The following is a 6,790-nucleotide window of genomic DNA, read 5'->3' as shown; positions in this document are numbered from 1 at the left end:
GTGGCGAACTCCCAGAGGCCGATCTCGTCCTGGTCGGTGAACCCCGCGAGCGCCTGGAGCAGCGAGGACTTGGTGACCTCCATCCGGGACCGGTTCTGGCCGGGCACGAACTCGCCCATGGAGTCCGAGACGTCGACGACCGTGCTGAGCCGGGCGCTCTGGACGGTGATCGTCCACATGCCGAGCGTCTCCTGGAGCTCCTTCTCGGTGGGAGGTTCGCTCGCCTCGGCCGCGTACGGCTGGGGGGTGCGGCCGCCGGCCGCCGTGACGAGCTTGGCCGACGGGTCCTCGGCGCCGGTCCTGAAGCCGTGCTCCTCCAGGAGCGCGCGGCCCTCGTCGTCGCTGAACAGCGTCATGAACCGCAGGGCCGCCCGGCTCTGGTCCGTGGACAGTTCGTCCTCCTGGACCAGCGTGTACGGGTAGTCCAGCCGGGGTGAGCCGTCCTCGGGATAGAACATGTCCAGGCTGTTCTCCTCGCCCGCCGACGCGTTGTGCGCGAACGCCGCCTGCTCGGAGAGGATCAGTGCCTGGTTGCGGCGCGGATTGCCCTGCTCGGTGCCGGACGCGTCACGGGCCAGGGTGTCCACGAGCTGGCTGTCGCTGTCGGAGGTGCGCGAGGACAGCGCCTTGGCCATCCCCGCGGCCTGCGTGTCGCCGCCCTTGCCGCCCGACTTCCTGGCCGAGGTGCTCAGCTTGGCGAGCGCGAGCAGGCCGGTCGCGCTGCGCGCGGGGTCGGCGGCGCCGAGCCGCAGCTTGTCGTCCTTCATCGCCGCGCCGGTCAACTCCGGCCAGCTGTAGGTCTTCTTGGGCCAGCCCAGGGATTCGGCGGCCGAAGGGACCATGGCCATGCCAACCGGCGAGGAGGCTATGTTCCCGGCGGGCGTGACCCTGTTCTGCTTGCTGCCGAGACCGACGCGTTGCAGCCACAGTTCGCTGTCCGGCACCCACACCTCGTACCGCGGATCGCCCTTGCCCGTGCGCAGTTCGTCGGCGACCTTGTACGAATCGCGGGCGGTGACCCGTACGTCGATGCACGAACCGTCCGACGTGACCTCCTTCTCGCGCGCGTCGTCGGCGGCCGCCTGCAGGGCGGGAGCGATGTCCGGGGCGGCGGCGACGTCCAGTTGCACGGCGTGGTCGCGGCACGAGCCGCCGAAGCTCAGCAGATCGCTGCGGACGGCGACCGCCGTGCCCGCCGCGACCGTCAGGACGAGTGCCGTGGCGATGGCGACGGTCCGGCCGCGGCTGCGCGGCCGTGGGCCGGGTGCGTCCGCCCCGTCCTCATCGGGCAAGCTGTGACGTCCCATGGCGGTGGTGCCCCTCCTTGAGTGATGAAGCAAGGAAAGAGGGGGTGGCATGACCGCAGTCGGCGTCCGTCCCCCTCGGCCTGTCGCGCACGATCTTCGTAACTTCTTTCGAGACCCTAGCGGGACGGGGATGGGGATGAGGCGGGATTACTCAACTGGAGGCGGAGTGCAAGCGGAGTCCGGGCCGTTGGCCGGTTCTTTTCGGGGTGAGGGGCCATCGCGACGGATCCTGCGGGACGAGACGCTGCTCGTCCTGGCCCTGTCGCTGGGCGCGAGCGGTGTGTCCGCCCTGATCAGCTTTGTCGGATCGGTCACCAAACCGGGCGGTCTGAAGGATCAGGCGGCGACCATGAACGCGTCCGCCGCTCCGGGGCGGCCGTGGCTTGATCTCGCGTGGCAATTGTTCGGAATCACCACCGCGCTGGTGCCGGTGGCGCTGGTCGCGCACTTCTTGATCAGAGAGGGCGCCGGGCTGCGCACGATCGGCTTCGACCGGAGCCGACCGTGGCCGGATCTGGGGCGCGGGGCGGCGATCGCCGCGGTGATCGGCAGTACCGGGATCGCGTTCTATCTGGCGGCGCGCGGGCTCGGGTTCAACCTGACGGTGGTGCCGGAGGACCTGCCGGACGTGTGGTGGAAGTACCCGGTGCTCGTGCTGTCCGCGGTGCAGAACGCGGTCCTCGAGGAAGTGATCGTCGTCGGCTATCTGCTGCGCAGGTTCGGGCAGTTGGGCTGGACGCCGATGGCCGCACTGGCCGGCAGCTCGGTGCTGCGCGGCTCCTACCACCTCTACCAGGGCATCGGCGGGTTCATCGGGAACCTGGCGATGGGGGTGGTCTTCGTGCTCCTGTACCGGCGGTGGGGGAGGGTCGGGCCCCTGGTGGTGGCGCACTCGCTCCTCGACATCGGGGCGTTCGTCGGGTACGCGCTGCTCGCGGGGAAGGTGGGGTGGCTGCCCACGCCGTAGGCCGCTTCCGGCGCGGGCAGGACAGGTGGTGCTGCGGGGACGTACGGGTGACTCGTACGTCCCCGCAGTGCTGTCAGGCGTAGAGGTCGCCCTCGATGACGGTGACCGCGTGGCCGGTCAGGATGGTGCGGTCGCCGCGCAGCTCCGTGCGGACCAGGCCGCTGCGGGCCGAGGCCTGCAGGCCGGTGAGTTCCGCGCGGCCCAGGCGCTGGGACCAGAAGGGGGCCAGGGCGGTGTGGGCGCTGCCGGTCACCGGGTCCTCGTCGATGCCGACGCGCGGGAAGAAGCAGCGCGAGACGAAGTCGTAGCCGCCGGCGGGGTCTTCGGCGTGTGCGGTGGCGATGATGCCGCGCCTGGAGTACCGGGCGAGGGCCTTGTGGTCCGGGGTGAGCGCGCGCACCGTCTTCTCGTCCGCGAGTTCGACGAGGAGGTCGCCGAGGTGCGCCCCCGTGTCGTACGCCGCGACCGCCTCGGCGCCGAGGGCTTCGGCCGCGCCGCCGGGCATCTCGGCCGGGGTGAGCGGGGCGGTCGGGAAGTCCATGGTGACGGTGCCGTCGGCGTGCGCGGTCGTGGTCAGGACGCCGCTTCGGGTGGCGAACCGTACGGAGCCTTCGGCGGTGCCGGTGGTCCGCAGGACGTGGGCGGTGGCGAGCGTGGCGTGGCCGCAGAGGTCGACCTCGGTGGCGGGCGTGAACCACCGCAGGGCCCAGTCGGCTTCGCCGCCCGCGGGGAGGCGGTGGGCGAAGGCGGTCTCTGCGTGGTTGACCTCCGCGGCGACGTTCTGGAGCCAGGCGTCGTCGGGGAAGGCGTCCAGGAGGAGGACGCCCGCGGGGTTGCCCGAGAAGGGGCGCTCGGTGAAGGCGTCGACGATGCGGATGCGATGAGAAGTCGGCATGACGCCGACGCTAGCGGGCCGGTGCCGGAGTCGGACAAGGCCAATCGCCGGTGGGTGGACCGAGCTGTGGCGCGGGGGTGACGGCGGCGCCGCACCCTCTGGCCTGCACCTCTGCGTATCGCCGGGGAAGGGGTTGCCAGGCGAACTGTTCCGATATATCGTTGACGCATCGCGACAGATCAACGATGGCGCGATAGATCACCTACGAAATCAAGATCAACAAGGAGTGATTGCCATGCGTTCCCACGGTTACGAACATGAGCACGGACGTGGAAAGTGCGGTCCCGGCCACGAGGGCCGGGGCGGCTTCGAAGGCCGGCGCGCCGCATTCGGGCCCTTCGGCCCCGGTTTCGGCGGTCCCGGCGGGCCCGGCGGCCCCTGGGGCGGGCGCGGTGGCCGCGGCGGTCCGCGGGGCAGGGCGCGGCGCGGCGATGTGCGCGCGTCGATCCTGGCCCTCCTGAAGGACCGGCCGATGCACGGCTACGAGATGATCCAGGAAATCGCCGAGCGCAGCGGCGGGGCATGGAAGCCCAGCCCCGGTTCGGTCTACCCGACCCTCCAGCTCCTGGAGGACGAGGGCCTGATCAGCAGCGCGAGCGAGGGCGGCAAGAAGCTCTTCTCGCTCACCGAGGCCGGCACCACCGCGGCCGAAGAAGGTCCCGACGCGCCCTGGGAAGAGGCCGGGCGTGGGGTCGACTGGGAGACGCTGAACGAGATCCGCCAGGCCGGTTTCGGGCTGATGGAGGCGTTCGGCCAGGTCTGGAAGACCGGCAGCAAGGACCAGCGCGAGAAGGCCCTCACGGTCATCAACGACGCCCGCAAGAAGCTGTACCTGATCCTCGCCGATGAGGACTGAGGCGGTGGGGGTCGCTGATCCCCGATGCCATTGAGGCGCCCCGCACTTACGTGTGGGGCGCCTTTTTGCGTACGGGCGGGGGAGGAGGGCTCAGGTCACCAGGCCGGCCAGCTTCCGCAGCGACTCGTTCAGTGCCGCCGTCGCCGAATCCTTCAGCTTGCCCGCCATCAAGGAGACCGCCGCGCCGGTGAAGTCGCCGTCGATGCGCATCGTCGTCGCGTCTCCCTCCGGGATCAGCGAATAGCGGGTGCCGACCGTGACGCCCATCGGGCCCTTGCCCTTGATGGCCAGCGTGCGCTCGCTCTCCAGCTCCTCGATCGTCCAGGTGACCTCGGCGGGGAAACCCATCAGCTTCATGTTCTCCGCGAACGTGCCGCCCGTCTCCAGCGTGGTGGGCGCGCCCTTCGGGAAGCTCGTGTGCGTGGCGTTCCATTCGCCGTACGTGGAGAAGTCGGTGAGCTGGGCCCAGACCTTCTCGGCGGGCGCCTCGATCCGTGCTTCCGCGCTGACTTCGGCCATGCGACGACCCCTTTTCGTTGGGCGCTGCGGCGGGGCGCAGCTGCGGTGTCGCGGAACGTAGCCGCAGGGCCTGGAACATTCAATACTGATGAACCGTCAGATGTGCTGGCGCGTGATCCCCCGGCGCCGCCGCTGACCCCGTCGGGTACTGTTTGCCCTCCCCCGCGACAGACGCGGGAAGACGGATCAGGGAGGTGAGACCCATTACCGCTGCAGCAGGTAGGGCGCTCCCCCTTCGCGACCGCGCGGTCCACCCGGCATAGGTGCCCGAGGTGACCGAGGGAGCCCCATCGGCATCCCGAGAGGTTCCTTTTTCCATGTCGGTTTCACCTTCGTCACCCATCGTCACCAAACTGCGCGCCGCCGGCTGTGTCTTCGCCGAGGACGAGGCGCGCCTGCTCGTCTCCACCGCGCGCGACCGCGCCGAACTCGCCGCCATGGTCGAGCGGCGCGTCACCGGTCAGCCGCTCGAACACGTGCTGGGCTGGGCCGAGTTCCGTGGCCTGCGGATCGCCGTGGACACCGGTGTCTTCGTGCCCCGGCGGCGCACCGAATTCCTCGTGCAGCAGGCCGCAGCCTCCGCCGCGCCGGGGGCGGTCGTCGTCGATCTGTGCTGCGGCTCCGGAGCGCTGGGGGCCGCGCTCGGCGCCGCGGTCGACCGGGTCGAACTGCATGCCGCCGACATCGACCCCGTCGCGGTGCGCTGCGCCCGGCGCAATGTCGCCGCCGTGGGGGGCCGGGTGTACGAGGGTGATCTCTACGAGCCGCTTCCCGGCGCGCTGCGGGGCCGTGTCGACATATTGCTGGCGAACGTCCCCTACGTACCCACCGAAGAGGTCGGTCTGCTGCCGCCGGAAGCCCGTATCCACGAGGCGCGGGTGGCGCTCGACGGCGGCGCGGACGGTCTGGACGTCCTGCGGCGGGTGACCGCGGACGCGGCGCGGTGGCTGGCTCCCGGCGGGCGGCTGCTGTTCGAGACGAGTGAGCGGCAGGTCCCGTACGCCCTCGAAGCGGTCGCCGGCGGCGGGCTCGTGCCGCGGTCGGTGAGCGACGAGGAGATGTACGCGACGGTCGTCATCGGGACGCGGGCCGTGTAGCCGGGGGAGTCAGGAGTAGTCGCAGGGCAGCCGGGGCAGCCGGGGCAGCCGGGGGCCGGATCAGCCGACCCTGCGTATCAGCGCCGCGTCGAACAGGTCGCACGCCCTGGGGAACGGGCCCTCGTCGTGGCAGTGCCAGGCGTCCCAGAACAGGTCGGCGGGCAGTGCGTCATCGGGTGCGTACACCCGATACACGTACTGCCTGCCGTCGGCCGCCGGCAGCGCGACCATCCAGCACTCGCCCTCCATGCCCGGGAGACGAGTGACCGGTGGGCCGTGGTTGCGGTCCGGGTGTGAAGGTCGTGGCCGCCGACCCGGCGCGAATCAAGACGGCGCGCGCCCCTCGGGGAAGAACTGCCGGATCTCATCCGCAAGGAGGAGAAGCCACACATGCGTGCCCAACCTGTGTCGGACGCGAAGATGCTTCCCGCCGCCGATGACACCGCTTTTGGGGGCTGATGGGGTGGGAGATGTGCAAAGTCGTACCCCGCAGGGCGCCGAGCCCGGCCCGATCCGAGCAGAGACCGACGCATGCCTCAACGACCTCCTCGCGTCGGCGGTGGCAGGCGCGCGCCGGCGTGCGATGAGGGACGGGGACCGGCAGATCGACACCGCGCATCTGCTGCACTCCCTCCTGGAGACCGACCCCGATGTGCGGGCGGCTCTCGACGACGGGGAGCAAGTGGTGCGGCTCCTCGGCTATCTCGTCCAGCGCAGCATCGGCTACGGCCTGCAGTGGCAGGGGACGGTCGAGGACTCCGGGGCGATGCCGCTGCTGCGGCCCGGCAACTCCGGGTCCGGGAAGGAGACGGGCTGGTCGCCGTCCGCGGCCGCGGCCATGGAGGCGGCCGTCGAGCGGGCCGCCCGGCGCGGCGAACAGCGCGCCCTCGGCATCGACCTCCTTGCGGCTCTCGTCGCCGATCCCGACTGCCGCGCGGTCGAGGTCCTGCGGCGGGCGGGGGCGGACGCGCAGGTGATCGTCCGGCGCCTCCGGGAGGACCCGCTGACCGGCACTTCCGCCGAGGCGTTCTCCCGTGCTTCCGCCGGTTCGTCCGCGGAGCCGTACGCCGGTCCGTTCGCGGATCCGCGCGCCGGGACGTCCGTCGATCCGTACGCCGAAGCGTCCGCCGATTGAGACAGGGTCTATCG

8 protein-coding genes are annotated in these 6,790 nt (G+C 71.1%); 4 read left to right on the top strand and 4 right to left on the bottom strand.

Going from position 1 to position 6,790, the window contains the following annotated elements:
* Positions 1-1,307: substrate-binding and VWA domain-containing protein (locus ACQKIP_RS35770; RefSeq protein ID WP_427745092.1), on the bottom strand; the 1,307-nt coding region annotated here is incomplete at its 3' end.
* A 166-nt stretch (positions 1,308-1,473) separates the two neighbouring features.
* Here ACQKIP_RS35770 and ACQKIP_RS35765 point away from each other — a divergent pair.
* Positions 1,474-2,274 carry a CPBP family intramembrane glutamic endopeptidase gene (locus ACQKIP_RS35765; protein ID WP_365866071.1) on the top strand — a complete coding sequence of 267 codons (801 nt, stop codon included), beginning with the start codon at positions 1,474-1,476 and terminating at the stop codon, positions 2,272-2,274.
* Positions 2,275-2,347: 73 nt separating this feature from the next.
* Here the strand turns inward: ACQKIP_RS35765 and ACQKIP_RS35760 are convergent, their stop codons facing one another.
* Positions 2,348-3,169: a PhzF family phenazine biosynthesis protein gene (locus tag ACQKIP_RS35760; RefSeq protein ID WP_365866073.1), complete on the bottom strand. Its 822-nt coding sequence runs from the start codon at positions 3,167-3,169 to the stop codon at positions 2,348-2,350.
* A gap of 235 nt (positions 3,170-3,404) precedes the next feature.
* On the opposite strand from ACQKIP_RS35760, the gene ACQKIP_RS35755 reads away from it, so the two are divergent.
* A complete protein-coding gene (locus ACQKIP_RS35755) occupies positions 3,405-4,025 on the top strand; it encodes a PadR family transcriptional regulator (protein WP_361195361.1) in 621 nt (206 codons plus the stop codon).
* A 90-nt stretch (positions 4,026-4,115) separates the two neighbouring features.
* On the opposite strand, the gene ACQKIP_RS35750 is transcribed toward ACQKIP_RS35755, so the two are convergent.
* The gene (locus tag ACQKIP_RS35750) at positions 4,116-4,544 is read right to left on the bottom strand and encodes a type II toxin-antitoxin system Rv0910 family toxin (RefSeq protein WP_365866075.1); all 429 of its coding nucleotides are present in this window, start codon (positions 4,542-4,544) and stop codon (positions 4,116-4,118) included.
* Positions 4,545-4,861: 317 nt separating this feature from the next.
* On the opposite strand from ACQKIP_RS35750, the gene ACQKIP_RS35745 reads away from it, so the two are divergent.
* Positions 4,862-5,641 carry a putative protein N(5)-glutamine methyltransferase gene (locus tag ACQKIP_RS35745; RefSeq protein ID WP_365866077.1) on the top strand — a complete coding sequence of 260 codons (780 nt, stop codon included), beginning with the start codon at positions 4,862-4,864 and terminating at the stop codon, positions 5,639-5,641.
* 60 nt (positions 5,642-5,701) lie between these two features.
* Here the strand turns inward: ACQKIP_RS35745 and ACQKIP_RS35740 are convergent, their stop codons facing one another.
* A complete protein-coding gene (locus tag ACQKIP_RS35740; protein ID WP_365866079.1) occupies positions 5,702-5,890 on the bottom strand; it encodes a hypothetical protein in 189 nt (62 codons plus the stop codon).
* Positions 5,891-6,113: 223 nt separating this feature from the next.
* Here ACQKIP_RS35740 and ACQKIP_RS35735 point away from each other — a divergent pair, with 223 nt between their 5' ends.
* Entirely contained in the window at positions 6,114-6,776 is a 663-nt protein-coding gene (locus tag ACQKIP_RS35735) for a Clp protease N-terminal domain-containing protein (protein WP_365866082.1), read from the top strand.
* Positions 6,777-6,790: the final 14 nt, after the last annotated feature.

It is taken from the genome of Streptomyces sp. NPDC059900 (assembly GCF_050270335.1).
In the GTDB taxonomy this organism is placed as follows: Bacteria; Actinomycetota; Actinomycetes; order Streptomycetales; family Streptomycetaceae; genus Streptomyces.
The sequence above is the reverse complement of the archived record's forward strand: the minus strand, read 5'-3'. Positions and strand labels throughout refer to the sequence as shown.

What these genes read in the sequence shown, in the direction of transcription:
- ACQKIP_RS35750 (WP_365866075.1), bottom strand. Translation starts at nt 4,544, where the DNA reads ATGGCCGAAGTCAGCGCGGAAGCACGGATCGAGGCGCCCGCCGAGAAG.
- ACQKIP_RS35755 (WP_361195361.1), top strand. Translation starts at nt 3,405, where the DNA reads ATGCGTTCCCACGGTTACGAACATGAGCACGGACGTGGAAAGTGCGGT.
- ACQKIP_RS35760 (WP_365866073.1), bottom strand. Translation starts at nt 3,169, where the DNA reads ATGCCGACTTCTCATCGCATCCGCATCGTCGACGCCTTCACCGAGCGC.
- ACQKIP_RS35740 (WP_365866079.1), bottom strand. Translation starts at nt 5,890, where the DNA reads ATGGAGGGCGAGTGCTGGATGGTCGCGCTGCCGGCGGCCGACGGCAGG.
- ACQKIP_RS35745 (WP_365866077.1), top strand. Translation starts at nt 4,862, where the DNA reads ATGTCGGTTTCACCTTCGTCACCCATCGTCACCAAACTGCGCGCCGCC.